The sequence below is a fragment of the Hydrogenophaga sp. UC242_50 genome, assembly GCF_042697355.1.
Classification (GTDB): domain Bacteria; phylum Pseudomonadota; class Gammaproteobacteria; order Burkholderiales; family Burkholderiaceae_C; genus Hydrogenophaga.
Genome location: NZ_CP170553.1, coordinates 4,851,107 through 4,876,411 on the forward strand (window position 1 = coordinate 4,851,107; position 25,305 = coordinate 4,876,411).

Below are 25,305 nucleotides of genomic sequence, written 5' to 3' on the forward strand. Positions count from 1 at the left end.
CCAATATTCATACTACGACTTTATCGCATGGGCCGAACTTTAACCCCCGATCTCCTCGCCGCGTTGCAATATTGGGGGCCTCGCTGGCACCTGGACATCACGGCCGGGCGGGACGCCATGTTCGAAGCGTGGGCACCGCTGCTGCGCGCCAACGCCATCGAACCCACCTTGAGGGACATGCCGTACGGGCCGCACGCGCGCCAGGTGCTCGATGTGTTCGCACCGCAGGGCGCGAGCGACCTGCCCATTCTGGTGTTCGTTCATGGCGGGGCGTTCGTGCGCGGCGACAAGGACCAGACGCCCTGGATCCATGCCAACGTCCCCGCGGAGTTCGCCAGACAGGGTTTTCTGGCGTTCAACGTCGAATACCGCCTCGCCCCGCAGGCCAGCTGGCCGGCGGGGGCGCAAGACGTCCGGGACGCGCTCCTGTGGATCGCCCGGCATGCCGGGCAGTGGGGAGGCGACCCGAAACGGATCTTCCTGATGGGGCACTCCGCGGCCTGCGCCCACTGCGCCAGCGCGGTCTGGGACGACCGGGTGCGGCCGCCGGAGGGACTGCCCGTCGCCGGCCTCGTGCTGCTGAGCCCGCGCGTGGTGGCCGACACCCGCGCCGACAACCCCAACGCCCACGGCGTGCGCGCGTACTACGGCGAGGACCCATCCCTGTACGCGGGGCGCGAGCCGATCGGCCTGGCGCGGCCGGACGCGCCGCCCACCCTGATCGCCCTGGCCCAGTACGAGAACCCGTTGCTGGATTTTTATGCGCTCGATCTGGCGCACCGCCTGGCGACGGTGGCGGACCGCCAAAAGGGCCCCATGCCCCGCGTCATCCAGCTCATGGACCACAACCACGTCAGCGCCGTGGCCCAGTTCAACACCGCCTGCAACGATCTGGGGGAGCAGATCCGCGACTGGTTCGAGCGTGTTCTTCGGGGCGACTACGGCGCGCGCAAGCCCCTCAGCGCCTGAGCGCCGGCGCTGACGGGGTGAGGCCCTCGACCGCCGTGGCCTGATCGCCCTGCCGGCGCGCATACCGCTGCGCCATCACCCCGCACACCATCAGCTGCATCTGGTGAAACACCATCAGCGGCAACACGATCGCGCCCGCCACGGGCGCGGCAAACAGCACGTTGGCCATGGGCACGCCGCTGATCAGGCTCTTGGTCGATCCGCAGAAGACGATGGCGATCTCGTCTTCCTTCGAGAAGCCCAGCCGGCGGCTGCCCCAGACCGTGAGCGTGAGCACCAGCGCCAGCAGCACCGCGCACACGGCCAGCAGGCCCAGCAGGGCCGTCAGCGGCAGTTGCGACCACAACCCGGCGATGACGGCGTGGCTGAACGCCGCGTACACCACCAGCAGGATGGAGCCCTGGTCCACCACTTTCATGATGGAGGCGCGGCGCTGCAGGAAACCCGACACCCAGGGCCGCATCAGATGGCCGGCAATGAAGGGCAGCAGGAGTTGCACGCTGATGCGGCCCACGGCCTGCAAGGGATCGCCCATGGCGGCGTTGTGCGTCAGCAGCAGACCGAGCACGAGGGGCGTGAGAACCACGCCCAGCAAGGTCGAGGCCGAGGCGCTGCAGACGGCCGCGGGAATGTTGCCGCGCGCCATGGAGGCGAACGCGATCGCCGACTGGACCGTGGCGGGCAGCGCGCACAAGTACAGGATGCCCATGTAGAGGTGGGGCGTCACCAGCGGCCGCAACAGCGGCGCCAGCACCCAGCCGAGCAAGGGAAACAGCACGAAGGTGGTGGACACCACCATCAGCTGCAGGCGCCAGTGCCCGATGCCCGCCCAGATGGCCGCTCGCGAGAGCTTCGCTCCGTGCAGAAAGAAAAGCAGGCTCACCGCCACCGTGGTGGCCCAGCTCAGCGCCTGGGCGAACCCGCCTCGGGCCGGCAACAGGCTGGCCAGAACGACGGTCGCAACGAGGTACAGCGTGAAGTTGTCGGGCAGCAGCCGGGAACGGGCCATGGCAGGGGCGCGCGGCGTCGCGCGTGTCAATCGGTGGGACGGCCATTGAACCGCAGCCGCCGACGACAGTAAAATGAATTTATCGGATCCATTGATACCAATATCAAATGAATGTCAGCTTGCGGCAGTTGCGGGTCTTCAAGGCCGTCGCCTCGCAGGGCAGCTTCACGCGGGCGGGCACCCACATCGGCCTGTCCCAACCCGCGGTCAGCCGCTGCGTGACCGAACTGGAACAGCACCTCGGGCTCAAGCTGCTCGACCGCACCACGCGCGAGGTGGTGCTGACCGATGCCGGCCGCAGCCTGGCCGTGCAACTCGAACGCGTGCTGGAAGACCTGGATGCCGTGCTGCAGGAGTCGCGAGGCCAGGCCACGCAGCGCCATGGCCGGGTTCGCGTGGCCAGCAGCCCGACCTTGTCGGCCAACCTGCTGCCCGAATGCATCGCGCGCTGCCGCAGCGAACACCCGGGGCTGGACCTGCTGCTGCTGGATCGCATCCAGCACGATGCCCTGGCCAGCGTGCTCGCGGGTGAGGTGGACTTCGGTGTGGTGATCGACACAGGCGCGCGCGACGACCTGCAGGCCGAGACCATCCTGTCCGAGCCCTTCTGCCTCGTCTGCCCGCCTTCACACCGCCTGGCCCGGCGCCGAGGCGCGAAATGGGCGGATCTGGCCGGCGAATCGCTGGTGCTGCTGGACCACGCCTCCGGCAGCCGGGGCCTGATCGACGAGGCCTTGCGCCTGCACGGCGTGGAGGCCTCCGTGGCGCAGGAAGTGGGCCACGTCACCACCATCTTCCGCATGCTGGACGCCGGCCTGGGCATCTCGGTCGTGCCCATGCTGGCCTTGCCGCCCGCGGGGCTGCAGGGCCTGGTGATGCGCCCGCTGCTGCCCCGCATCGACCGGCACATCGCGCTGGTGCGCCGCGCCCACCGGACCTTGACCCCCCCGGCGGAGCTGGCCTGGCGACTGGTTCGCCAGGTCGCCGCCGAGCGCACCGCACCCCGCAGGCGTGACAGCCATCACACCGCACCCGTCCCCGTCGCGGTGGCGTCGCCGCCGGTCCGGTCTGCCCGACAGCGCACCCGCGCAGGTGCAAGATGACCCTGGGCACGGTCCACACACGCACAGGATCCGCACAGGGGCTTTGAAGCCAATGGAACACAGCATGGTCGAACCACAGATGGAGGCAGCGCCCAACAAGGGCCACGCCGGTGACCCACCCGGGTACCAGCGCCCACCCGGCTTTCGCCTGCGGTGGCGGGTGCTCCTGCTGGTCCTCCTGATCCTGGGCGCGGTGGCCGCGCTGCTGCTGCGCCGGGAGATGCAGACCTCGCACTGGCAGGCGCGGGAACTGCACGGCTATGCGGCCACCCTGAATTCCCACGTCGCCCCCGGTCCGGCCGACCCCATCCGGTTCCCCACGCACGGCCCGTTCGACGAACGCATGGGTTACACCAGCCTTCCGGCCTTCACCACCCGCCTGCAGGAGCGCGGCTTCGAGATCGCGGAGCAGTCGCGCCAGGACGATGCCCTGCGAACCCACCTGGAGCGCGGCTGGTTCGCCCCCTACGCGGAGAAGACCCACACCGGCCTGACCGTGTTCGACTGCAGCCGGGAATCGCTGCACGCCTTCCGTTACCCCTACCGGCGCTTCGAGAGCTTCGAGAGCGTGCCCGCGGTGGTGGTGCAGGCCCTGCTCTTCATCGAGAACCGCGACCTGCTCGACCCCGAGCGCCCGCAGATGAACCCGGCGGTGGACTGGCTGCGATTCACGCGCGCGGTGCTCGCGCAACTGGGCAGCCACATCGATCCCGACATCGACGCCCACGGTGGCAGCACGCTGGCCACGCAGATCGAGAAGTACCGCCATTCGCCCGGCGGCATCACGCACGACGCGCGCGAGAAACTGCGGCAGATGGCCTCGGCCTCGGTGCGGGCCTACCAGCAAGGCACCGACACGCTGCCGGTGCGCCGCCAGCTCGTGCTGGACTACCTCAACACGGTGCCGCTGTCGGCGGCGCCCCGCCATGGCGAGGTGCATGGCCTGGGCGACGGCCTGTGGGTGTGGTTCGGCACCGACTTCGATCGCGCCATGGCCGCGCTCTCGGCCCCTGGCGACGGCGCGGCCCGTGGCCGCGTCCTGCGCCAGGCGGTGGCGCTGATGATCGCCCACCGCCGGCCCTCGTGGTACCTCGCGCAGGGCCGCCAGGAACTCGACCGCGCCACCGACGCCCACCTGCGCCTGCTGACCGAGGCCGGCATCATCGACGCCGCCTGGCGCGACGCCGCCCTGCGGCAGAAGCTGGTGTTCCGCGACATCGCCAAGAACCCGCCGCTGCTGCCGGCCGCGGCGAGCAAGGGCACGACCGCCGTGCGCACCCGGCTGGCCGGCCTGCTCGGCACCTCGCTCTACAGCCTGGACCGGCTCGACGCCCAGGCCAGCACCACGCTGAACGGCCAGCTGCAGGACGCGGTCAGCACCTACCTCGGGCGCCTGACCGAGCCGGCCTTCGCCCGCTCGCAGGAGCTGATGGGCGAGCGCCTGCTGCAGCCCGACACCCTGGGCGAGGTGCGTTACAGCTTCACCCTGCTGGAAAGCACGCCGCAAGGCAACCTGGTGCGGGTGCAGACCGACACGACGCAGCAGCCGCTGGACATCAACGAAGGCAGCAAGCTGGAGCTGGGCTCCACCGCCAAGCTGCGGGTGCTGGCGACCTACCTGGAGCTGGTCGCCGAGCTGCACGCCCGGCTCGCGCCGCTGGAACCCGCCGCGCTGAAAGCCACCGAGGTCAGCCCGCAGGACAGCCTGAGCCGCTGGGCCGTGGACTACCTGTCGGGCCCGAACGACCACGGCCTGAGCGCGATGCTGGAAGCGGCGATGGACCGGCGCTTCTCCGCCAGCCCGCACGAGCAGTTCTTCACCGGCGGCGGCCTGCACAGCTTCAACAACTTCAACAAGAAGGACGACGCGCGACAACCCAGCCTGCGCGAGGCCATGCAGGCCTCCATCAACCTGCCCTTCGTGCGCCTGCTGCGCGAGATCGTGCGCCACACCATGTACCAGGGGCCCGGCGACACCGCGCGGCTGCTGGAGGACCACCTCGATCCGCGCCGCGACACCTACCTGGCCCTGTTCGCCGACCGCGAAGGCCAGGCCTTCCTGCGCCGCTTCTGGCGCAAGACCGACAACCGCACCCCGACCGAGCTGAGCGACATGCTGCTCGACGGCCTGCGCCCCGGCGCCGACCGGCTGACCGCGGTGTTCCGCTACCTGGAGCCCACGGCATCGCCCGAAGCCCTGGGCGCCTTCCTCTCGGCCCGCCTGGGCGACAAGGCGCCCGAGGCGCCGCGCGTGGCGCAGCTGTACGAGCGCTTCGCGCTCGACGCCCTCGACCTGCCGGACCGGGGCTACGTGGCCCGCGTGCACCCGCTGGAACTCTGGCTGGTGGCCTACCGCCGGCAACACCCTCGGGCCACGCTGGACGAGGCGGTCGCCGCCAGCGCCGCCGAGCGCCAGGCGGTCTACCGCTGGCTGTTCCGCACGCGCGCGAAGGACGCGCAGGATGCCCGCATCCACACCATGCTGGAGGTGGAAGCCTTCCTGGAAATCCACCGCCGCTGGACCCGGCTGGGTTACCCCTTCGGCCATCTGGTGCCGTCGCTGCGCCACGGCCCTGGGCAGCTCCGGGGACCGGCCCGCCGCCCTGGCCGAGCTGATGGGCATCATCGTCAACGGCGGGGTGCGCCGGCCCACGCTGCGCATCGCCGACCTGCGTTTCGCGCAGGGCACGCCGTGGGAAACCGCGCTGCGGCCCACGCCGACGGAAGGTGAGCGCGTCATGGCGCCCGAGGTGGCCCAGGCCTTGAAGAAAGCCTTGTCGGAAGTGGTGGAAGCCGGCACCGCCCGCCGGCTCTCGGGCAGTTTTCAGTCGGCTTCGGGAGAAGACCTGTCGCCCGGAGGCAAGACCGGCACCGGCGACAACCGCGTGGTGGTGAACCGGCGCGGTGGCGTGGCCCTGAACCGCACGGCCACCTTCGTGTTCTACCTGGGACCACGGCACTTCGGCAGCGTGACCGCCTATGTGATCGGACCGGACGCGGCCGGCTACCGCTTCACCTCCGGCCTGCCGGTGCAGATCCTGCGCTCCATGGCGCCGGTGCTGATGCCCCACCTGGACGGCAGGCCCGGCAGCGGTTGCCCGCGCGAGCCCTGAGGCACCGGTGATCGTCGGCGCCTCAGAAGCGCCGGCCTGTGCGCGATCGCCGGGGGGCGGGCCGCTTCTCCAGCCAGTCCACGACGAACGCCCCGGACGCCTGGATGTGGGTCCGCATCGCGTCTCTGGAAGCCAGTGCGTCTCTCGCCACCAAGGCCTCGACGATGGCGGCGTGGTGCTCGATGTTCTTTCGCATCCGGGACTCGTGCATGCCCAACACGGTCATGTTGAGGATGTTCCGGGTGTAGTCCAGATGCAGATCGCGGATGCTGCGTTCCAGCGAGGCATTGCCGCAGGCGCTGTAGATCAGCGCATGAAACGCCTGGTTCTTGACCACCCAGTGGCGCATGGGCTCGGCCGCCGTCGGACAGGGCGCACCGCCCGCGGCGTTGACCGTCTCATGGAGGGCTCGAACCGACGCCACGCATTCGGCATGGACGATCTGCAACCGATGCAGGTCGGCGTCCGATATCCATCGGGCCGCCAGCTCCGTCGCCATCCCCTCGAGCTCCCCGCGCAACCAGTAGTTGGCGCCGATGTCCTTGGTGGTGGGGGCAAGCACCGTGGCGCCATAGCGCCTTTGCTGGACGACCAGCCCCTTGATCTCGAGCTGCCGAAGCGCCTCTCTCACCGGCGTGCGGCTGACGTCGTACTCCTCCGCCAGGGTCTCCTGCCGGAGCTTCTGTCCTGGCGCATAGGTGCCGTTGAAGATCTTCGCCGCGATCGACTCGACCAGCTGCTGCAACCGGTCCGTCTCGCCAGGCTCTCGCTTATCCATCCGCACGCTCCCGCCTCGTTAGCGAACGCCGAAAACGTCCTTCCATTCCGCGACCTCCTTGCGCATGCGTGTCTGAAAGGCTTCGGCGCCCGCCGGCATGGGCTGGCCGCCCTGCATGAACAGCACCTGCATGCCTTCGCTCCTGAGCACCTTGGCCATGGCCTCCTCCAGCCTCTTGACGATCGCCGGGGGGGTGCCAACGGGTGCGACCACGCCGGAAATGGACCCCACGTCAAACTCCGCGCCGAGCTGCTCGGCGACGGTCGGGATGTTCGGCAGTCTCGGCACGCGCTGGCTCGAGGTGACGCCCAGCGGGCGCATCCTGCCCGACTCGACAAAGGGCCCCACCACCACCGTCTCGACCGCCGTGACCTGCACCGCCTCCGACAGCAAGGCATTGGCGGCCTCCGCCCCACTCTTGTAGGGCACGTGCAGGAAGGTGGTGTCGGTGGCTTGCTGCAGCGACGCGAGCACCTGGTGGATCGACGTCCCCAGTCCTGAACTCGCGAACGCGACACCTTCGCGCTGCTGCCTGGCCAGCGCGACCAAAGAGCGCAGATCGCGGATGGGCGACTTCTCGGACACCACCAGCACCAGGGGCGTGTTGGCGATCATCGAGATGTAGGTGAAGTCCTTGATGGCGTCGTGATTGAGCGCCTTGTTGATCAGCGGATTGACCGCCACCATGCCATTGGTCATCACCATCAGCGTGTGGCGATCGGCCTTGGCGCGCGCGACGCTGCCGGCGGCGATGTTGCCGCCCGCGCCAGGCTTGTTGTCCACCACGACGGGCTGCCCGAGCTCTTCCTGAAGCAGCTTCGCGACCGTGCGGGCCGTGACATCGGTGATGCCACCCGCACCAAACGGCACCACGAGCGTGATGGGCCGGGTCGGCCAGTGCTCGGCAGCGTGGGTGGGACCCATCAGGTGGATCGCGAGCATGGTGCCGACCAGCACCTTTTGGAAGAAGGACATGAACACGGTTTTGCCTCTTTGGAGTTCTGAAAATGGACCGCTGCTGTGGTGCTCAGCGCTCGAGATCCGACGCGGTCAGTTCCGGGACATCACCCTGGATGTTCATGCGCCCCTCGTAGACGGGGCGCGCCCCGCTGGTGGGCCCCTGGTACTGGACGAAGAAAATCGTGCCGCCGGTCTCGGTGGTGAGCGCCTCTTCGATGTGGGGGTCCGGGTGGAAGACCACCGTGCCCGGGCCGAACAACTTGCCACCCATGTCGAACTCGCCCTCGATCACATACCAGACCTGCGCGAAATCGTGTTTGTGCAGCTTGAATCCCGCGCCAGGCTCGTAGCGCAGGAAGCCGGCATTGGGTTCTGTCGGGCACTCGGGCCGCGTGTGGAACAGGAACTTGGTCTTGTTCTTGAAACGCCCCATCTCCCACCCCATGTCTTCCGGGCGGCGGTACTGGGGCATCTGGTGGACCAGCGGGACGACGGTCGAATCAACAATGCTCATGAAGGGACTCCTGTTAAAAAGAAGCGGCATTCTAGGAACGCTCGCGAAAAATTACTGGATACAAAAATCCACTGTGGAGACACCCCATGGACCTCAGACAACTGCGCCAATTCGTCGTGCTGGCGACCGAACTCAACTACCGAAAGGCCGCCGAACGCCTGAACATGACGCAGCCCCCTCTGAGCATTGCCATCAAGCGGCTGGAGTCCGATCTGGGCGTGCAGCTCTTCGAGCGCGATCGCCTGGGCGTTCGCCTGACCATGGCGGGTGGCGTCTTTCTCGGCGAAGCCCAACGCCTCCTCGATGGCGCCGAGGCCGCGATCAAGGCCACGCGCGATGCCGACCAGGGCCGCATCGGCAGCTTGCGGGTGTGTTCCGTCCCCAGTGCATCGCTGGAACTGCTGCCCGTCCTGCTGCACCGTTTCGCGGCCAGCTTTCCTTCGGTTCGCCTGCACCTGAGCAGTGGCAGCACCGTGGGGATCCTGGGTGAGCTGCAACGGGGCGAACTCGATGCCGCTTTTCTGGTGCCGCCCTCTTCCGGTGTCCCCGGCATCGAGTGGATGGCGCTGCCCCGGCAGCACCTGGTCCTGGCGGTCCCGTCCCACCACCCTGTCGCGAACCGGAAAACCGTCAGGCTCTCCGAATTGGGCGAAGAGACGCTGGTGACCCTGGCCCATTCCGACAGCCCGGGTTTCGCGGGCGAGGTCATGGCCCTGTGCCGGCGCGACGGCTTCCACCCCAAGGCGCTCCAGGAGTCTTCGCATGCCTTGATCACCCTGCCCCTCATCGCGGCGGGCCTGGGCATTGCCATCGTGCCCCAGGCCTCGCGCCGCATCGCCATCGACCACGTGCGCTTCGTGCCGCTGACCGACTCTGAAGACCAGGCCTTGACCTACCCCCTGGCCCTGGCGACGCCCTCCAGATCGATCAACCCGGCCGTGCCCTGGTTCGTGGACACGGCCCGCGACGTGCTGGCAGCGCCACCCGGTTTCTGAAGCCGCGCGGCGCTCTCGCGCCTACCTGGCCGCCGGCTTCAGCAGCGCGGCCCACTTCGCCTGTTCATCGCGAACCCGTTTTTCGAAAGCGGCCTGCGTGGGGTCGACCGCTTCGCTGCCCTTCGAGTAGATCTTCTCCTGCACCAGGGGGCTGGCGGCGACCTTGGCGATCGCGGCATTGAGCCGCTTCACCACCTCCGCGGGGGTTCCAGCGGGTGCCGCGACGCCCGAGAGCGAGCCGCCTTCCACGCTCTTGCCCAGCGCCTCCTTGACCGTCGGGATGTCCGGCAGATGGGCCAGGCGCCTGGAGGAGGTGACCGCGAACGGGCGGATCTGCTTGGACTCGACAAAGCTGACCGCCGTCACCGCCGAAATCGCCGTGACATCCACCGTGCGGGTGATCACCGCCGTCAAGGACTCGCTGCCGCTCTTGTAGGGCACCGGCAGCAGCTGGGTGCCCGTCGCCTGCTGAAGCAACTGGAGGACCTGGTAGTTGTCCGAGCCCTCGCCCGCCGTCGAGAAACTGAGCCTGTCCTTCTCGGCCGCCGCGGCTTTCATCAGTTCGGGCAGCGAAGCGTACGGACTGTTCGGATGGACCGCGAGGATGGTGGGCGTGTTCGCCAGCATGCCAACGTACGTGAAGTCCTTCCGGGGGTCGTAGGCCAGGCTGGGATAGATCAGGGGATTGACCGCGAACATGCCATTGGTGATGACCAGCAGCGTGTGCCCATCGGGCCGGGACTTGGCGACGACACCGGCCGCAATGCCGCCCCCCGCGCCAGCGCGGTTCTCCACCACGACCGGTTGACCGAGTTCACGGGACAGCCCCTCGGCGAACACGCGCGCGGTGATGTCGGTGACACCGCCCGCACCGAAAGGCACCACCAGGCGAACCGGCTGAGTGGGGTAGTTCTGCGCGTGCGCGGTGGTCACGACCGCGGCAGCGGCCAGGCAAGATGCCGCCAGGCGGCGAAGGATGCGGGTCATCAGATGATCTCCATGGTTTCAAGAATGTCTTTCATCGCCGTGTGGAGCGCTGGCGTCAAAGGGGACAAGGGCGCACGCAGCCGCCCCGCCGGCACACCGCAGAGCTCGAGCCCGGCCGTGACGGTGCGCGGCAGCCCGTGGTCCATCAGGAAATTCAGCAGCTCGGACTGGCGGGCGAACCAGCGCTGGGCGCCGGCGACATCGCCAGCGGCCATGCAGCGATGGAAGTTGAGAATGAAGGACGCGCAGACGTTGGGCGCGGCCGTGCACCAGCCCGCCGCGCCGTCCTGGAATCCCCGCTGTGCCATGCGGTTCAGGCCGACGAAGATGCCGACGTGATCGGGACAGGCCTCCCGCAGGCGTGCGATCTTGGTCCCGTCGGGACTGGCTTCCTTGATGAGCGAGACGTTCGGCAAGGCCGTGAGCCGGCGCAGAAAATCGACCGGCAGGTCCAGGCCGGTGGTGAACGGGTTGTTGTAGACCATCACCGGGATGGAGACCGCTTCCGCGACCTGCCGGTAGTACTCGAAGATCTCCGCCTCCGTCAGCGTCCAGTACGTGCTGGGCAGCACCTGGATGGCGCTGGCCCCGGCCTCCTGCGCGAACCGGGCATGGCGAATCGTCTGGGCGGTGCCCAGGCTGGACACCCCCGCGAGCACCGGAACGCGGCCGGCCGCGGCCGCCACGGTCGTGCGGATGACGGCGTCGCGCTCGCCGTCACCCAGGTAGGGCAGACAGCCCACGCTGCCCAGCGGTGCGAGGCCGTGCACCCCCAGGTTCACGAGACGCTCGACATGTCGAGCCAGGAGAGCGTGGTCCACCTGGCCGCTTGCATCGCAAGGGGTGAGCAGGTAGCCAACGATGCCATTCATTTGCATAGGGGTTGTTCCGTTTCCAAACTGCACGCAGTCTAGAAACGGCCCCCCTGGCCGTCCAATTCAATCTTTGTGTGCGCTTGATACCTTTCGCCAGCGCGCGGCAACCGGCGTCAGCGCCGGACCAGCGCGGGACGGATGGGTTCCTTCCGCTCCTGGAACAGGACCATGGCCGTCGTGATCGCCATGAAACACACCGAGGCCCACAGGACGCCACTGGCCAGGCCTTTGTCGAGCAGGTAGCCAAACAGAACCGGGCCGATGACACCCCCCACATTGAAACCGGTGGACACGATGCCGAAGGTCTTGCCTTCGGCGCCCGCCGGTGAGGCCGCGCGAACCAGCATGTCCCGGGAGGGGGCGACGATGCCGCTCAGGAACCCGATGGCGCCATAGGCCACGGCGAGCGCCGGCGCGGAGAGCGGGACCTGGATGACCCCCACCACCAGCATCGCGGCCATCGCGAACGCGGCCGCCGCCACGTGGCCATGGCGGGCGGTGCGGTCGGCCAGCACCCCACCGGCGAGCACCCCGATCGCGCTGGCGAACAGAAACACCGTCAAGGCGAGGTTGGCCGCGCCGAGCGAGACATCGAACCCCTGCACCAGAGCCGACACCGAGAACCGCTCGATGGCACCGGTGCTCAGGCTGAGCATGGTGAACAGCAGCGTGAGCACCGCGAGGGTGCGCACCGGCGCCATCGCGGAACCCGTTCGCGGCCGTTCGGCTGCGCGCGGCGATGCGCTGGCCTGGACCACCGGCTCGCGACCGCCCAGAAGCAGGACCGCGAACCCGATGGCGCCGGCCAGGGCCGCGATGGCGAACGACCAGCGAGGCGACCAGGCCAGTGCCGCGCCGACCATGAGGGGCGGCGCCAGCGCGCCCCCCAGGAACCCGGCGAAGGTGTGAATCGAGAATGCCCGGCCCATGCGCTCGTGCGCGATGCCCCGCGAGAGCAGCGAATAGTCGGCGGGGTGGTACACACCGTTCGCCAGGCCCGCGATGGCAGTCGCCACGAGCAGCGCCGGGTAGGTGGGCACGGCGGCCACCAGCGCGAACGCGGCGGCACCCAGCACGAGCGCGGCCATCAACATCCGTCGGGCACCCCAACGATCCACGAGGAAGCCCAGGGGGGCCTGCACCACGGCCGAAACGACGTTGAACACGCCAATCGCGACACCGAGCTCCACGAAGCCCACCTGCATGGCAGCGGGCAGCAAGGGCAGCATGGCGGGCACCGCCATGATGTGCAGGTGGCTGATCAGGTGGACGATGGACACCTGCGTCAGCAGGCCGTTGGCCGATGGTTTCATTGCCTGTTCCTTTTCGATGGCGATCGCGCGCCTCGGCGGGGGCCTTGCGCTAGCGGCCCCATGTTTCGAAGACTTTCCTGAGCTTCTTCACGGCGGCGTCCAGTTCCGCCGGGGTGTGCGCGGCAAACCCCATCACGAAACCCGGGGTCTGCTGGCGGCCCACGTAAAGCCCGCTCAGGCCCAGCAGGTCCAGGCCCGCGCGGCCAGCCGCATCGACGACGTCACGCTCGGGCATCCCGCCTTTCAGCAGACAAGGCATCTGCAGCCCGCCAGCCGGTACATGAGGCTCCAGCCATCCGGCCAGGTGCCGGCCCAGCAGATCGGCCAGCCTGTCGCGGCGCCCGGCATAGATCCCTCGCATGCTGCGCACGTGCGCCCCGAAGTGCCCGCCTTCCATGAACCGGGCCAGGGTGAGCTGGGGAATCGGGGCGCTGTGCCCGTCCAACAGCGTGCGCGCGGCGGTCATGGGCTCCACGAGCGGCGCGGGCAGCACCATGTAGCCAATGCGCAGGCCCGGAAACAGCGACTTGGTGAAGGTGCCGATGTAGAGGGTCCGCTCATGGGCATCCAGCCCCTGGACGCAGGCCGTGGGTTTGCCGGCGTAGTGGAACTCGCTGTCGTAGTCGTCTTCCAGGATCCACGCCTGGTTTCGCCGAGCCCACTCGATCGCCGCCAGGCGACGGTCCAGCGCCAGCGTCGCGCCCGTGGGGAACTGATGAGAGGGCGTCAGAAAGACGGCCTTGCCGGGCACGCCCGACGCCTGCAGGTGGTCGGTCCGCATGCCCTGGGCGTCCAGGGGAACGGGAACGCATTCGAGACCCGCCGCATCGAACGCCTTGCGCGCCCCGTGGTAGACGGGGTCCTCGACGAAGATCCTGTCGCCGGCATCCAGCAGCACGTTCGCGCACAGGGTGAGCGCCTGCTGCGAACTGGTGAGGATCAGCACACGCTCAGGGCTCGCATGGGCCCCGCGCTCGAGGTTGACATGGTCGGCAATGGCCCGCCTCAAGGACTCCACGCCCTGCGCGGGCCCATGGGCCAGGGCCTGGCTGCCGTGCTCCTTCAAGACCTGCCGCTGCAGGCGCTCCCACACCTGGATGGGGAAAGACCGCGTCTCCGGCACGCCAGGTGCAAAAGGGCGCGAACCGAGGAACTCCCGCACGCCACCTTGCCGGAACATCGCGGCGCCACGTTCACTCAGGCGCGCGGCTTCCCGCTGCGTGCTCGGGCGCCGCGCGGCATGGCGGCTGGGCGACCTCCGCGCGCGCCCCGACACAAAACTGCCGCTGCCCACCCGGCGCTCGATGAAGCCCTCGGCGTGCAGTTGGCCGTAAGCGGCCTCCACGGTGTCGCGCGAAACCTCCAGGGACATCGCCAGCATCCGGGACGCAGGCAGTGGCTTGCCGGCATCCAGGACCCCATCGAGGATCAGCTGCCGGATGGCGCGCTGAATCCGCGCATGCAGCGGCAAGGCACGCTGGGCGGGGTCACCGATCCAGGCCTTCACGGATTCGAGCTGGGCATGCTTGAACAATTGGTCTGGTGGTGTTTTTGGATTCAATCGACCGGATCCTACCATTCAGGCATCGCCCAAATGGTCTGATAGATGTGTCAAAAATGGCTGGACACAACCGACCAATTTCCCCGTAAAAACCAGGCTTTCAACCGTGTCCCCGCCTTCGCCCACAGGATGTCCCGCAGACCATGTCAACCGCCGCCCCTCGCTTTCACGTCCGTGATCTCACCCACCCCGTGGTCGCGGGGGATCGTCTCGGTCATCGTCAACTACGGCGGCACGTTCATCCTGGTGTTCCAGGCGGCCAAGGTCGCCGGCCTGAGTCCGGAGATGACCGCCTCGTGGGTGTGGTCCGTTTCCATTGGCGTGGGCGTCACGGGCGTTCTGCTGAGCTGGTTCAGCCGCGAGCCCATCATCACCGCCTGGTCCACGCCAGCGGCCGCCTTCCTGGTCACGGCATTGCGCCACCACCTCGTACGCGGAGGCGGTCGGTGCGTACCTGATGTCGGCGGCGGCCTTCGTGGTGCTCGGCCTGACCGGTGGCTTCGAGAAGCTCATCCGGTGGATCCCGCCAGGGATCGCCGCGGGCCTGCTGGCGGGCATCCTGCTGCAGTTCGGCATCGGCGCCTTCGCAGGCATGAGCCTCGACCCATGGCTCGCGGGCCTTCTCATCGGCACGTACCTCACGCTCAAACGGCTGAGCGCGCGCTACGCGATCGTGGGCGTCCTCCTGCTCGGCCTGGCCTACCTGCTCGCGCAAGGGCGGGTGGACCTCGGCGGACTCGAACTCCGCGTGGCGAGCCCCGTGTTCACGCAGCCCGTCTTCAGCGTCCACGCCCTGTTGAGCCTGGCCCTGCCGCTCTTCCTCATCACGCTCACGGGGCAGTACATGCCCGGCATGTTGGTGCTGAGAAACGACGGTTTCCGCACGAGCGCCAACCCCATCGTGGCGGTCACCGGCCTGGGGTCCCTGCTCATGGCGCCCTTCGGCTCGCATGCCTTCAACGTGGCGGCCATCACGGCGGCCATCTGCACGGGCAAGGCGTCACATGAAGACCCTTCGAAGCGCTGGGTCGCCGGCATGGCGGCGGGCGTGCTCTACATCCTGGTCGGCGTCTTCGGCGTGACGCTGGCGGCCGTCTTCATGGCCTTGCCGGCCACGTTCATCGCCACCCTGGCGGGCCTGGCGTTGCTGGGCACCATTGGCGGCAGCCTGGCCACCGCGATGGCCGATGCGAAGACACGCGAAGCCTCGCTGATCACGTTTCTCGCCGCGGCCGCCAATGTCCAGATGCTGGGCATTGGTGGTGCCTTCTGGGGCTTGCTGATCGGCTTGGCCGCCTACGTGGCGCTTCACACACCGAAGATGCGCTGACCGGGTATCACCTGCCGACAGATTGCTGCCTGACCAGCAAGGTTCTGGCTTGCGGCTCCTGGCCGCTTCCATGGCATGGATCTCGCTTTGGACATTGGACGTCCAACAACCCGCCCACTTTTGGGGACGTCCAGACATCATGTCCGCAGACATTCAACTCAGAAACGTTTCACGCCGCTTCGGTCCCACCGTGGCGCTCGAATCGGTCGACCTCGACATCGCGGCCGGCGAGTTCATCGCCCTGGTCGGGCCATCGGGCTGTGGCAAGACCACGCTGTTGCGCCTGGTGGCGGACCTGGACCAGCCCAGCAGCGGTTCGGTGCGGATCGGCGGCCTGCCGCCCGCCACCGTGCGGCGCCAGCGCCAACTGGGCCTGGTGTCGCAGCGGCCCGCGGTGCTGCCGTGGAAGCGCGCCATCGAGGACGTCGAGTTCACCCAGAAGGTGACCGGTCGCGCCGGCCTGCCCGCGCGCGGCCTGCTGCGCGACTTCGGCCTGGCGGGACACGAAGAGAAGATGCCGCACCACCTCTCGGGCGGCATGCTGCAGCGCGTGAATTTCGCGTCGGCCATCGCGCACGACCCCGAGGTGCTGCTGATGGACGAGCCCTTCTCCGCGCTGGACGAAATGAAGCGCGAAGAGTTGGGCCTGTGGCTCGGCACCGAGCTCGCCACGCGCCCCAAGACCGTGCTGTTCGTCACCCACCACGTCGATGAAGCGGTGCTGCTGGCCGATCGCGTGATCGTGTTTTCGCCAGCGCCCGGCCGCATCCTGGCCGACATCCGCGTGCCCTCGCCGCGCCCGCGCACGGCGGCCTTCCGCACCGATCCGCAATTCGTGGACCTCACCGACCGCATCCGCGGCCTGCTGTTCGGCCAATGGAGGGCCGCCGCATGAACACCACCACCGTGACCCCAGCCGCCGTCACGCCGGTGCCGCCTGCCGCCGCCGCGCGCACCGCGGCGCTGCGCGCGCTGACGATCGCTTCGCGCATCGCCTTGCCCGTGATCTCCATCCTCGGCCTGTGGTACCTGGCCATCGCGTTCTCGGGGCTGCCGGAGTTCGTGATCCCGCGCCCCACGCAGGTGCTCGCGGTGCTGACCCAGGAAACCTCGTTCGTGACGCAGCACCTGATGGTCACGCTGCGCGCGGCGGCGATCGGTTTCCTGTTCGCCAACCTGGTCGGCATCGGCCTGGCGGTGCTGTTCACCTCGCTGCCGATGTTCAACCGCCTGCTCATGCCAGCGGCCATCACCATCCGCAACGTGCCCTATGTGGCGCTGGCCTCGGTGCTGGTGCTCGCGGTGGGCGACGGCCTGTGGACCAAGGTGGCGATCGTCACCATCGCCGGCTTCTTCCCCGTGCTGGTGAACACCCTGCGCGGCCTGGCGGCGGTCGACCCCGTGGTGCTGGACCGCATGCGCATCCTCGACGTGAGTCCGTGGAAGGTGTTCCTCAAGGTGCGGCTGCCGTACTCCGTGCCCTACATCCTCGCGGCACAGGAGATCACCGGCAGCGGCAGCATCATCGTCGCGGTGGCCGCCGAATGGATGATTTCCTCCGAAGGCCTGGGCTACGTGATCAACCGCGCCATGGCCCAGTACCGCGGCGACCAGGTGTATGCCGTGGCGCTGCTGGCCGCCGTGCTGTCCTACGCGATCTACATGCTGGTCCAGGTGATCGGCGCGCGCATCAACTGGAGCGAGCGCAGCCGCACCGGCGGCAAGTGATCCGCACCCTCCCAGGCCATTTCTTTTCTGCCCGTCTTGTCCGATCTTCAAGGAGCCCCACCATGCGCGCCCCCTTCATCCGCCTCGCCGCCGCCCTGGCCATGGGTCTGACCACCTGGAGCGGCGCCGCCGCGCAGGCCCCGACCGAAGATATCCGGATCGCGCTCTCGTGGCTGCGCAACGGACAGTACGCGGCACTCATGGTGGCCGACGCCAAGGGCTACTTCGCGGAAGAAGGCATCAAGGTCAGCTTCATCGACGGCGGCCCGGGCAAGAACCCCATCCCCACGGTGGGCGTGGGCCAGGCCCAGTTCGGGGTCATGGCCCATTCGTTCATCATGTCGGCGCGCCTGGCGCCGTCGCCGGTGGATGTGGTGGCGATCGGCGCGCTGATCCAGGAGCTGCCCTACGTGTACATCGGCCTGGGCAACCCCGGCGAACCGGATCCCGCGCCGAAGGACCTCGAAGGCAAGCGCGTGGGCATCCAGGCCGATGGTGAGATGTTCCTGAAGGCCCTGGCCGAACGCAACAACCTCGATCTGTCGAAGGTCAAGGTCGAGACCGTGCTGGCGAACGCCGAGCCCTTGCTGGTCGGCAAGGTCGATTACTTCACGGGCCATCTGCACAACCAGACCTACCAGGTCGAACTGGAAGCCGCCAAGGCCGACGCGCCCGCGCACCTGAAGGGCAAGACCTGGAAAGTGCTGCGCTTCTCGAAACACGGCGTGGCCTCCTACGGCGACACGCTCTTCACGAGCGGCAGGATGATCAAGGAAAAGCCCGAAACCGTGCGCAAGGTGGTGCGCGCCGTGGCCAGGGGCCTGAAGTTCACCATCGACCACCCGGCCGAGGCGGTGAAGCTGGTCGATGCCTACCCGCAGCAGATCGAGCGCGCCGACAAGCTCGCCTGGCGCATGAAGGTGCAGAACCCGCTGAACCAGAGCGCCGACACGCGCGCGCGCGGCCTGCTGTGGATGGACCCCAAGGTGTGGGAGGACACCATGGCCTTCTACAAGGAATACGACCAGATCAAGTCGGTGGCCCCCGTCACCGAGATGATGACCAACGCGTTCAACCCGGGCATCAAGGCCAATTGAGAGAGCACCCATGAGCACCACCACCGCCGCGCACGCGATCCCGACCATCGACATCTCGCCGCTCTTCGGCGACGACCCGGCCGCGCGCCAGGCCATCGCCCACGACATGGGCCGCGCCGCCGAGACCTATGGCTTCATGAAACTGGTGGGCCACGGCGTGTCGCCCGCGGTCATCGCCGAGACCTTCCGGGCCGCCGAAGCCTTCTTCGGCCAAAGCGAGGAAGCCAAGGCGCCGTACCAGGAGCGCAAGACCAACCGCGGCTTCCAGCCGATGTTCGACAACGCGAAGCCAGGCCAGAAGCCCAGCGGACAGGAGGCCTTCAGCATGGGCCATCCGATCCCGCCGATCGACCCGGCCCTGCTGCCGCTGCCGTTCTACGCGGCCACGCCCTGGCCCGACGTGCCCGGTTTCCGCGAGCGCCTCGAGACCTGCTACCACGACATGTTCCGGGTCGGCGAATCGGTGCTGCAGGCGTTTGCGCTGCACCTGGGTGCGCCGGCGGACTTCTTCGCCAACGTGTCGCGCAACACCTACTCCAACATGCGCGTGGTCCACTACCCGCCGCAGGAAGTGGTGCAGCACATCGCCGACGAAGGCGTGCGCGCGCACGAAGACCAGGGCCTGATCACGCTGCTGATCCAGGACATGAACGGAGGCCTCGAAGTGCTCGGCCCGGACAAGGACTGGCTGCCCGTGGTGCCCGACGAAGAGGCCATCGTGCTCAACGTCGCCAAGCTGCTCACGCGCTGGAGCAACGGCCGGTTGAAGTCGGCGCTGCACCGGGTGATCAACCGCTCGGGCCGCGAGCGCTATTCGATCCCGCTGTTCATCCACCCGAACTACCACCAGGTGATCGACCCGCGCGACTTCGCGCCGGCTGGCGAGGTGCCGCGCTTCGAGCCCATCGTGGCCGGCGAGCAGGTCTACAGGAACTTCGCCGGCGAGCGCAAGTCATGGGCCGAGCTGACGTCCTGACCCTGCCCGACCGACTGGCGCAGGACCTGCGCCGGCGCCTGTCGGCCGGCGAATGGTCGCCGGGCCAGGCCATCCCGGCCGAGACCGCGCTGGCCGGCACGTATGCGGTGTCGAGAAACACCATCCGCGAGGCCATCAGCCGCCTGGTGACGGAGGGCCTGCTGCGCATCCAGCGTGGCGTGGGCACCATCGTGAGCCCACCCCCGCCGCCGCCCGCGTCCATGGGCATGGGCCACTTCGAGTCTCTCACCGAGTCGATCAGGGGCCAGGGCCGCACGCCGCGCATCGTGCTGCACAGGCTGGAACGCCGCGCCGGCACGCCCGAGGAAACCCACAAGCTGGAGCTGCCCGCTGGCGCGCGCGTGCTCTACACCGAGCGCGCGATCTACAGCGACGACGAACTGCTGAGCTATGGCTACGACCGCTACGTCGACAGCCTGTTCCCCGAGGTGCTCGACGAGACCTTGTTCTCGATGTCGTTCGTGGACATCTTCGCGCGCCTGGGCGTGCGCACGGACCGCACCGAGGTGGAATACCACGCGGTCCACTCCAGTGCCATCGGCTGGGACCGCGGCAACCGCCAGCCGCAGCTCTACGTGCTGCTCGACCGGGTGCACTACGCACAGAACCGGCCGATCTTTCACGCGCAGACGTACTGCCTGGAAGGGCGCAACCGCATCTACACCAGCACGTCGCGCTGAGACCTTCACGCCTTGGTTGGTGCGCCCGGCGCCGCGGCCTTCACCGCCTCGATCCCCTGGTCCCGCGCGGCCGCCGATGAGTAGGTCTCGCTTTTTCCAAGCGGCTCACCATTGGCCGCCTTCAGCACGAAATAAGGCTTTCCCGCGGCGTCGTTCAGGCGCGCGTAGCGGGCATCGACCGGTGCATTCGCCTGGACCGACGCAATGCCACCCTGCGCGCTCTGTTTGGCGGTGTAGCGCTCGCTGGTCAAGATGATTTCGTGGTTGCCCGCCACGAGGTTGAACATCCACTGCGTGCCCGAAGGCTTGAGATGAAAGTAGGCGGCCATGATGCTCCTGTATGGTTGGGGGAAGGACACCGCCGACCATCCTCGGCGGCACCTGGACGGCTGTCAATCCTCAATATGTAGGAGAGCTTGCATGAAAAAAACACATCCGCCATGCTGTCCTGGCGGACCACAGAAAGGAAACCTCCATATGAAACGCTGGACATTCATCGCCCTCACCGCAGCCACCCTGCTGGGCCTGACGGCCTGCGCCACCTCCACCCCCCCGTCGGCCAACGCCATGAACGATTCGTCTCTCAACAAAACGCTGCAGGCCTTCCACTGGGAGCTGGAGAAGGCGGACGACCCGAGCGGCCGCGCGCTGCCCGCATTCACCGCGCTCGCGCCCCAGCGCGTCGTGCGCCTGAGCTTTGTCCCGGGCGACAAGCCGGGCGACCAGCGCGTGGTGGTGGACCGGCTTTGCAACGGCATCGGCGCGGGCTACCAGCTCAACGGCATCGACATCACGATCTCGCGCCCGGTGAGCACGATGATGGCCTGCCCCGACCCCCAGCTGATGCAGCTGGAACAGGCCGTGCGCAACGCAGATCAGCCGCGCCACCCGCGTGCACCTGGCCCAGGACGCCAACCCGCCGCGCGTGCTGCTGCAGTTCAACGACGGCAGCCGCTGGCACCTGGTGGGCAAGCCCACCGACGCCACGCGTTACGGCGGCGCGGGCGAAACCCTGTTCCTGGAAGTGGGCCCCCAGCTCCGGCCCTGCAGCCACGGCGTGGTGCGCAATGCGCAGTGCATGCAGGTGCGCGAGGTGAAGTACAACAGCGCCGGCCTCAAGACCGGCACCGGCGAATGGGGCCACTTCTACGGCAACATCGAGGGCTTCACGCACCAGGCGGGCACGCGCAACGTGCTGCGCGTCAAGCGGTACACGATCCAGAACCCGCCGGCCGACGCCTCGCGTTATGCCTATGTGCTGGACATGCGCGTGGAGTCGGAGCTGGTCGGCCCTCGATGAGCCGCGGGCGGGCCTAGACCTCCAGCAGGATCTTCCCGATGTGCTCGGAGGACTCCATCAGCGCATGCGCCTGGGAGGCCTGATCCAGCGGGAACACCTGGTGGATCACGGGCGCCACGCGCTTCGCGCTCAACAAGGGCCACACCTGCTCCACCAGCTCCTGGCCGATCCGGGTCTTGTCCGCCAGGCTGCGTGGGCGCAGGGTGGAGCCGGTGAAGGTGATGCGCTTGGCGATCAGCGGTGTCCAGTCGAGCTCGGGCCGGGACGATTCCAGGAACGAGATCTGCACCAGCCGCCCTTCGACGGCCAGGACCCTCAGGTTGCGCTCGACGTAGGAGCCACCGACCATGTCGAGCACCATGTTCACACCGGCGCCCTCGGTCGCCTTCAGCGCCACGTCCACGAAGTCCTGCTCGCGGTAGTTGATGGCGATGTCGGCCCCTGCGGCCTTGCAGGCCGCCGCCTTCTCGGCGCTACCGACCGTGCACAGCACGCGCGCGCCGAAGGCCTTGGCCAGCTGGATCGCCGTCAGGCCGATGCCCGATGAGCCGCCATGCACCAGCAGGCTTTCCCCGGCGCGCAGACCGCCGCGCTGAAAGACGTTGGCCCAGACAGTAAAGAAGTTCTCCGGCAAGGCGGCGGCCTGCCGCATCGAAATGCCCTCGGGCACGGGCAGCGCCTGGCCCTCGGGCACCACCACGCAGTCGGCGTACGCACCGCCATTGGTCAGCGCGCACACCGGGTCGCCCACCGACCAGCGCGTCACACCCGCGCCCAGCGCCACGACCTCGCCCGACACCTCCAGGCCCAGGATGGGGGAGGCACCCGGCGGCGGCGCGTAGAGCCCGCGCCGCTGCAGGGCTTCGGGGCGGTTGACGCCCGCATAGGCCACGCGCACCAGCACCTCGCCGGCCGCCGGCACCGGCGTGGGGCCGGTGCGCGGCACGAGCACCTCGGGGCCACCGCCCTGGCCGTGGTCGATGAAGCGCATCGTCGCGGGCACGGCGCTCATCGTGCGCCTCCCGCCACCATGGCCAGCGCCGGCGCGGGCCGGGCCGCCGAGCGCTTGCCCTGCATGGCTTCGCGCGCCACGGCCTCGATGCCGGGGCCGTCGAGCCGGTAGTGCGCGTACAGGTGGGTGGGCGGGGCGATCAGGCTGTACTCGTCGTGGATGCCGTGGCGCACCAGGCGCACGCCCGCGCCTTCGTCGGCCAGCACCTCGGCCACGGCAGCGCCCAGGCCGCCGAGCACGTTGTGCTCTTCCACCGTCATGAGCAGGCGCGAACGCGCTGCCGCCTGCAGCACCGCCTCGCGGTCCAGCGGCTTGATGGTGGCGATGTCGATCACGCCCACCGAGAAGCCCGCGCGGCCCAGCGCGGCCGCGGCTTCGAGCGCGCCCTTCACGGCCATGCCGCAGGCGATGAGGGTGAGGTCGGTGCCCCGGCTGTGCTCGATGGCCTTGCCGATCTCGAACGGTGTGTTCTTCTCGTACACGTCGGGCTCACGGCCACGACCGATGCGGAAGTAGATCGGCTCGGGCCACCCGATCGAGGCCTTGATCGCGCTCGCGAGTTGCGGGCCGTCGGCGGGCGAGATCACCGTAAGCCCGGCGATGGAGCGCATGGTGCCGATGTCCTCCGTCGCGTGGTGGGAGGTGCCGTAGAAGCCGAGCGAGATGCCGGTGTGGTGGCCCACCAGCCGCACCGGCAGCTTGCTGTAGGCCACGTCCATGCGGATCTGCTCGCAGCACAGCAGGCCCAGGAAGGACGCGAAGGTGGCGACGAAGGGGATCTGGCCCGTGGTCGCCAGGCCGGCGGCGGCCGTCACCATGTTCTGTTCGGAGATGCCGAACTGCACATAACGATCGGGGTAGGCCTTGGCGAACTTGTTGAGGCCGTTGGAGTACTGCAGGTCGGCCGAACCGGCCATCACGGGGTGGCCCTGCTCGGCCAGTTCGATCAGCGCGTCCGAAAAATGGTTCAGACCTGGGGTGATCTGGTTCAGGGCGCGGTACTGCCAGGAGTCGGGAGAAAGGGGTTGGGGGTTCATGGTTCAGATCTCCTTGCTCATGATTTCTTCGATGGCGCGCTGCGCGTCGGCCGGCGCCAGGTAGCCCAGGTGCCAGCCGGGTTCGGTTTCCATGTAGGAAACGCCCTTGCCCTTGATGGTCTTGGCGATCACGCACGCGGGCTTGTCGCGGCCCGTGTCGGCCTTGAGGCGCCGCAGCAGCGCGGTGAGGTCGCGCACGCTGTGGCCGTCCACCTCGTGCACCTCCCAGCCGAACGCGCGCCACTTCTCGGCCAGGGACTCGACGCCCATCACCTCGTCCACCTTGCCGTCGAGCTGGTAGCCGTTGCGGTCCACGATGGCGACCAGCCGCGAGAGCTTGTTGTGGGCCGCGAACAGCGCGGCCTCCCACACCTGCCCTTCCTGCATCTCGCCATCGCCCAGCATCACGAAGACGTGAAAGTCGCGCTGGGACATGCGCCCACCCAGCGCCATGCCGCAGCCGCCGGAGAGCGCGTGGCCGATCGAGCCCGAGCTGAAGTCGATGCCGGGCACCTTGGTCATGTCGGGGTGGTCGCCCAGCGCGCTGCCCAGGCGGGTGTAGCCGTCCAGCTCTTCCGGGCGGATGAAGCCCCATTCCGCGAGGATGGGGAACTGCCCCACGGCGGCGTGGCCCTTGCCCATCAGGAAGCGGTCGCGGTCGGGCCAGGCGGGCTCGCCATGGCGCAGCGACATCACGTCGTAGTACAGCGAGGCGAAGATCTCGGCGGCGGAGAAGACCGAGGTGTAGTGGCCGACCTTGGCGATCTCGATCAGCCGGATCGTCTCCAGCCGCACGAAGCGGGCCTTCTCCCGCAGGCGGGCGATCTCTTCGGCGGTGGGGGTGAAATCGGGAGCGTCCGCTCGGCGGACGGGACTGGGCTGCGGCATGAGGGGGTTCCTTTCGTTGCGCATTGATGCACCATATATCTTTGAAACAGGCGTGGTGCGGGAAGGGGATCGGGCCCTGCCGGGGTCGGCGGGCCCGGTGTTCAGATGCCGAGGTAGCTGGCCCTCAGCTGCGGGTTGTGCAGCAGCTCGCGGCCGGTGCCGCGCATGGCGATGGTGCCGTTCTCGATCACGAAGCCGTGGTCGGCCATGTTGAGCACCATCTGCACGTTCTGCTCGATGACCAGCACCGCGAGCTCGCTGTTGCGGATCTTGCGGATGCCTTCGAACAGGCGGTCCACCATGATGGGCGCGAGCCCGAGCGATGGTTCGTCGAGCGCGAGCACGCGCGGCAGCGCCATCAGCGCGCGGCCCACGGCGACCATCTGCTGCTGCCCGCCCGACAGGGTGCCGGCCAGCTGATGGCGGCGCTCATCGAGGATGGGGAACAGCGCGAAGATCTCGTCCATCGTCTTCGAGCGGCGCGCGCGCGCCCGGGGCGTGGACGCCCCCACCATCAGGTTCTCCATCACCGTCATCTCGGGAAAGAGCTGCTTGCCTTCGGGCGACTGCACGAAGCCCTGGTCCACGATGCGGTGCGGCGGCAGGCCGGTGAGCGAGCAGCCTTCCAGCACCGCCGAGCCCTTGGTGGTTTTCACCAGGCCCGAGACCGTGCGCAGGAAGGTCGTCTTGCCCGCGCCGTTGGCGCCGATCAGGGCGGTGATGGTGCCGGGGTGCAGGTCGAGGTGGATGCCCCGCAGCACCTGCTGCTCGCCGTAGCCGGCCCAGAGGTCTTTCACGCTAAACATCGGTGCCGACATAGCCTTCTCCAAAATACGCGGTCAGAACGCGCGGATCCTTCACCACCTTCTGCGGTTCGCCATTGGCGATCAGGCAGCCCTGGTCCATCACGATCACGCGGTCCGACAGACCCATGATCACCTTCATCACATGCTCCACGATCAGCACCGTGATGCCTCGGTCGCGCACCTTGCGCACCAGGGCCACCATCTCGGCCGCCTCGCTGGGCGTGGCGCCGGCCACCACCTCGTCCATCAGCAG

25 protein-coding genes and 2 pseudogenes are annotated in these 25,305 nt (G+C 68.4%); 13 read left to right on the top strand and 14 right to left on the bottom strand.

What is annotated here, in order from left to right:
• The first annotated feature begins 117 nt into the window (after positions 1 to 117).
• On the top strand, positions 118 to 969 hold the full coding sequence (locus ACFJGX_RS24720; RefSeq protein ID WP_382323473.1) for an alpha/beta hydrolase: 852 nt from the start codon (positions 118 to 120) through the stop codon (positions 967 to 969).
• Here ACFJGX_RS24720 and ACFJGX_RS24725 read toward each other — a convergent pair.
• A complete protein-coding gene (locus tag ACFJGX_RS24725) occupies positions 959 to 1,978 on the bottom strand; it encodes a bile acid:sodium symporter family protein (RefSeq protein ID WP_382323472.1) in 1,020 nt (339 codons plus the stop codon). The genes ACFJGX_RS24720 and ACFJGX_RS24725 overlap by 11 nt on opposite strands.
• 107 nt (positions 1,979 to 2,085) lie before the next feature.
• Between ACFJGX_RS24725 and ACFJGX_RS24730 the strand changes: the two genes are divergently transcribed.
• The 3 genes from ACFJGX_RS24730 (at position 2,086) to ACFJGX_RS24740 (ending at position 6,194) form a co-directional block, all read left to right on the top strand.
• Positions 2,086 to 3,081: a LysR substrate-binding domain-containing protein gene (locus ACFJGX_RS24730; protein ID WP_382323471.1), complete on the top strand. Its 996-nt coding sequence runs from the start codon at positions 2,086 to 2,088 to the stop codon at positions 3,079 to 3,081.
• Between the two features lie 64 nt (positions 3,082 to 3,145).
• Positions 3,146 to 5,812, top strand: a complete 2,667-nt coding sequence (locus ACFJGX_RS24735; RefSeq protein ID WP_382327261.1) for a transglycosylase domain-containing protein — start codon at positions 3,146 to 3,148, stop codon at positions 5,810 to 5,812.
• Positions 5,697 to 6,194, top strand: coding sequence for a hypothetical protein (locus ACFJGX_RS24740; protein WP_382327263.1), 498 nt, complete (start codon positions 5,697 to 5,699; stop codon positions 6,192 to 6,194). The genes ACFJGX_RS24735 and ACFJGX_RS24740 overlap by 116 nt, the downstream gene beginning before the upstream one ends.
• A 22-nt stretch (positions 6,195 to 6,216) precedes the next feature.
• On the opposite strand, the gene ACFJGX_RS24745 is transcribed toward ACFJGX_RS24740, so the two are convergent.
• The 3 genes from ACFJGX_RS24745 to ACFJGX_RS24755 are packed head-to-tail and all read right to left on the bottom strand — an operon-like array spanning position 6,217 to position 8,446.
• Positions 6,217 to 6,939: a GntR family transcriptional regulator gene (locus ACFJGX_RS24745; protein WP_382323469.1), complete on the bottom strand. Its 723-nt coding sequence runs from the start codon at positions 6,937 to 6,939 to the stop codon at positions 6,217 to 6,219.
• 51 nt (positions 6,940 to 6,990) lie between these two features.
• Positions 6,991 to 7,947, bottom strand: coding sequence for a Bug family tripartite tricarboxylate transporter substrate binding protein (locus tag ACFJGX_RS24750; protein WP_382328801.1), 957 nt, complete (start codon positions 7,945 to 7,947; stop codon positions 6,991 to 6,993).
• A gap of 52 nt (positions 7,948 to 7,999) precedes the next feature.
• On the bottom strand, positions 8,000 to 8,446 hold the full coding sequence (locus ACFJGX_RS24755; protein ID WP_382323467.1) for a cupin domain-containing protein: 447 nt from the start codon (positions 8,444 to 8,446) through the stop codon (positions 8,000 to 8,002).
• Between the two features lie 86 nt (positions 8,447 to 8,532).
• Here ACFJGX_RS24755 and ACFJGX_RS24760 point away from each other — a divergent pair, with 86 nt between their 5' ends.
• Positions 8,533 to 9,441 carry a LysR family transcriptional regulator gene (locus tag ACFJGX_RS24760; protein WP_382323466.1) on the top strand — a complete coding sequence of 303 codons (909 nt, stop codon included), beginning with the start codon at positions 8,533 to 8,535 and terminating at the stop codon, positions 9,439 to 9,441.
• A gap of 21 nt (positions 9,442 to 9,462) precedes the next feature.
• Here ACFJGX_RS24760 and ACFJGX_RS24765 read toward each other — a convergent pair whose 3' ends face one another.
• The 4 genes from ACFJGX_RS24765 to ACFJGX_RS24780 form a co-directional block, all read right to left on the bottom strand.
• Entirely contained in the window at positions 9,463 to 10,428 is a 966-nt protein-coding gene (locus ACFJGX_RS24765) for a tripartite tricarboxylate transporter substrate binding protein (protein WP_382327265.1), read from the bottom strand.
• Positions 10,428 to 11,300: a dihydrodipicolinate synthase family protein gene (locus tag ACFJGX_RS24770; protein ID WP_382323464.1), complete on the bottom strand. Its 873-nt coding sequence runs from the start codon at positions 11,298 to 11,300 to the stop codon at positions 10,428 to 10,430. Before ACFJGX_RS24770 ends, ACFJGX_RS24765 begins: the two co-directional genes overlap by 1 nt.
• A 116-nt stretch (positions 11,301 to 11,416) precedes the next feature.
• A complete protein-coding gene (locus ACFJGX_RS24775) occupies positions 11,417 to 12,547 on the bottom strand; it encodes an MFS transporter (RefSeq protein ID WP_382327267.1) in 1,131 nt (376 codons plus the stop codon).
• Positions 12,548 to 12,665: 118 nt separating this feature from the next.
• A complete protein-coding gene (locus ACFJGX_RS24780; protein WP_382323462.1) occupies positions 12,666 to 14,150 on the bottom strand; it encodes a PLP-dependent aminotransferase family protein in 1,485 nt (494 codons plus the stop codon).
• A 170-nt stretch (positions 14,151 to 14,320) separates the two neighbouring features.
• On the opposite strand from ACFJGX_RS24780, the pseudogene ACFJGX_RS24785 reads away from it, so the two are divergent.
• The 6 genes and pseudogenes from ACFJGX_RS24785 to ACFJGX_RS24810 all read left to right on the top strand — a co-directional run bounded on the left by ACFJGX_RS24785 (position 14,321) and on the right by ACFJGX_RS24810 (position 20,009).
• Positions 14,321 to 15,507: pseudogene (locus ACFJGX_RS24785) on the top strand (benzoate/H(+) symporter BenE family transporter).
• Between the two features lie 139 nt (positions 15,508 to 15,646).
• Entirely contained in the window at positions 15,647 to 16,402 is a 756-nt protein-coding gene (locus tag ACFJGX_RS24790; RefSeq protein ID WP_382160977.1) for an ABC transporter ATP-binding protein, read from the top strand.
• Positions 16,399 to 17,235, top strand: a complete 837-nt coding sequence (locus ACFJGX_RS24795) for an ABC transporter permease (RefSeq protein ID WP_382323461.1) — start codon at positions 16,399 to 16,401, stop codon at positions 17,233 to 17,235. The genes ACFJGX_RS24790 and ACFJGX_RS24795 overlap by 4 nt, the downstream gene beginning before the upstream one ends.
• A gap of 62 nt (positions 17,236 to 17,297) precedes the next feature.
• Positions 17,298 to 18,332 (top strand): ABC transporter substrate-binding protein, encoded by a 1,035-nt coding sequence (locus ACFJGX_RS24800; protein WP_382323460.1) that lies wholly within the window; start codon positions 17,298 to 17,300, stop codon positions 18,330 to 18,332.
• Positions 18,333 to 18,342: 10 nt separating this feature from the next.
• Positions 18,343 to 19,308 (top strand): isopenicillin N synthase family dioxygenase, encoded by a 966-nt coding sequence (locus ACFJGX_RS24805; RefSeq protein WP_382323459.1) that lies wholly within the window; start codon positions 18,343 to 18,345, stop codon positions 19,306 to 19,308.
• Positions 19,287 to 20,009, top strand: a complete 723-nt coding sequence (locus tag ACFJGX_RS24810; RefSeq protein ID WP_382160988.1) for a GntR family transcriptional regulator — start codon at positions 19,287 to 19,289, stop codon at positions 20,007 to 20,009. The genes ACFJGX_RS24805 and ACFJGX_RS24810 overlap by 22 nt, the downstream gene beginning before the upstream one ends.
• 5 nt (positions 20,010 to 20,014) lie before the next feature.
• Here ACFJGX_RS24810 and ACFJGX_RS24815 read toward each other — a convergent pair whose 3' ends face one another.
• A complete protein-coding gene (locus ACFJGX_RS24815) occupies positions 20,015 to 20,338 on the bottom strand; it encodes a YegP family protein (protein ID WP_382160991.1) in 324 nt (107 codons plus the stop codon).
• 238 nt (positions 20,339 to 20,576) lie between these two features.
• On the opposite strand from ACFJGX_RS24815, the pseudogene ACFJGX_RS24820 reads away from it, so the two are divergent.
• Both ACFJGX_RS24820 and ACFJGX_RS24825 read left to right on the top strand, forming a co-directional pair.
• Positions 20,577 to 20,816, top strand: a pseudogene (locus ACFJGX_RS24820) (hypothetical protein); the annotation flags it as partial.
• Positions 20,817 to 20,901: 85 nt separating this feature from the next.
• A complete protein-coding gene (locus tag ACFJGX_RS24825) occupies positions 20,902 to 21,309 on the top strand; it encodes a DUF4377 domain-containing protein (protein ID WP_382323458.1) in 408 nt (135 codons plus the stop codon).
• A 13-nt stretch (positions 21,310 to 21,322) separates the two neighbouring features.
• On the opposite strand, the gene ACFJGX_RS24830 is transcribed toward ACFJGX_RS24825, so the two are convergent.
• The 5 genes from ACFJGX_RS24830 to ACFJGX_RS24850 all read right to left on the bottom strand — a co-directional run bounded on the left by ACFJGX_RS24830 (position 21,323) and on the right by ACFJGX_RS24850 (position 25,299).
• A complete protein-coding gene (locus ACFJGX_RS24830) occupies positions 21,323 to 22,300 on the bottom strand; it encodes an NAD(P)H-quinone oxidoreductase (RefSeq protein ID WP_382328803.1) in 978 nt (325 codons plus the stop codon).
• Between the two features lie 17 nt (positions 22,301 to 22,317).
• Complete coding sequence (locus ACFJGX_RS24835) at positions 22,318 to 23,358, bottom strand: transketolase family protein (RefSeq protein ID WP_382323457.1); 1,041 nt, start codon at positions 23,356 to 23,358, stop codon at positions 22,318 to 22,320.
• A gap of 3 nt (positions 23,359 to 23,361) precedes the next feature.
• Positions 23,362 to 24,246, bottom strand: coding sequence for a transketolase (locus tag ACFJGX_RS24840; protein ID WP_382323456.1), 885 nt, complete (start codon positions 24,244 to 24,246; stop codon positions 23,362 to 23,364).
• Between the two features lie 101 nt (positions 24,247 to 24,347).
• Positions 24,348 to 25,052: an ABC transporter ATP-binding protein gene (locus ACFJGX_RS24845; RefSeq protein ID WP_382163735.1), complete on the bottom strand. Its 705-nt coding sequence runs from the start codon at positions 25,050 to 25,052 to the stop codon at positions 24,348 to 24,350.
• Positions 25,045 to 25,299: a hypothetical protein gene (locus ACFJGX_RS24850; RefSeq protein WP_382328805.1), complete on the bottom strand. Its 255-nt coding sequence runs from the start codon at positions 25,297 to 25,299 to the stop codon at positions 25,045 to 25,047. Before ACFJGX_RS24850 ends, ACFJGX_RS24845 begins: the two co-directional genes overlap by 8 nt.
• Between the last annotated feature and the right edge of the window lie 6 nt (positions 25,300 to 25,305).